This window comes from Paraburkholderia humisilvae, assembly GCF_902859855.1.
GTDB classification, from domain to species: domain Bacteria; phylum Pseudomonadota; class Gammaproteobacteria; order Burkholderiales; family Burkholderiaceae; genus Paraburkholderia; species Paraburkholderia humisilvae.
On the sequence record NZ_CADIKH010000432.1, the window covers coordinates 1 to 783 of the forward strand.

Genomic DNA, 783 nt, shown 5'->3' on the forward strand with positions numbered 1-783 from the left:
ACTGATCGCCCCCGCAATTCGTCCGCCCTTACGTCAGGAGCAACAAGACCGACGCGGCCGACCCTGAAGCAATCTGCGAGGCAATAACACGACCGCACATGCGCTTTGTACCGCTCAGGACGCAGGCGCAACAGACCATGCTGTCGCTGGCATCGTGCACGCGCTGGCCTGGTGAAGAGCCATGGCGGCCTTTTCCACTCCTGACGATCACTACTGTGAGCCGTTCCGGGGGGTAATCCAGATGCTCGTCGAACACCTGCGCGAACTGGGCAACAAGATCGCTGGGCTTGAAGGCGGTATCCGCGCGATCCACCGTACGGATGCGCCCGGTCAACTTCTCGAAACAATACCCGGAATGGGGCCGCTCACCGCATCGGCCCTGGCAGCCTCGATCGGCAACGCCTGAGCTTTCCGCAGTGGCCGCGAACTGGCTGCCGGGCTGGGTCTGGTGCCACGCCAGCATTCCTTGGGCGGTACGCCGCACCTGCCCGGCATCAGCAAGCGCGGCGATACCGCATTGCGAACACTTCAGATTCACGGCGCCCGTGCGCTTATACGCATGGCTGCGACCAGGCCCGCGATGGCTGATTCCTGGTTGGTGAAACTGTGTCGACGCCGGCACAGGAACATCGCTGCCGCGGCGCTCGCGGCAAAGAATGCACGCGCAGCGTGGGCGATGCTGATTCGGGATCAGCCCTATCAGGCTGGCAGTGTTCCCGTGCGATCCAGTGTGACGCATTCACACAACCCCAGTCTTTAACATCGAAACATCGTTCACTTTCC

2 pseudogenes are annotated in these 783 nt (G+C 62.2%); both read left to right on the top strand.

The window, feature by feature from the left end:
* Window positions 1-11: 11 nt before the first annotated feature.
* A pseudogene (locus HV796_RS46415) lies at window positions 12-174 on the top strand (IS110 family transposase); the annotation flags it as partial.
* A gap of 163 nt (window positions 175-337) precedes the next feature.
* Window positions 338-760: pseudogene (locus tag HV796_RS46420) on the top strand (transposase); the annotation flags it as partial.
* Window positions 761-783: the final 23 nt, after the last annotated feature.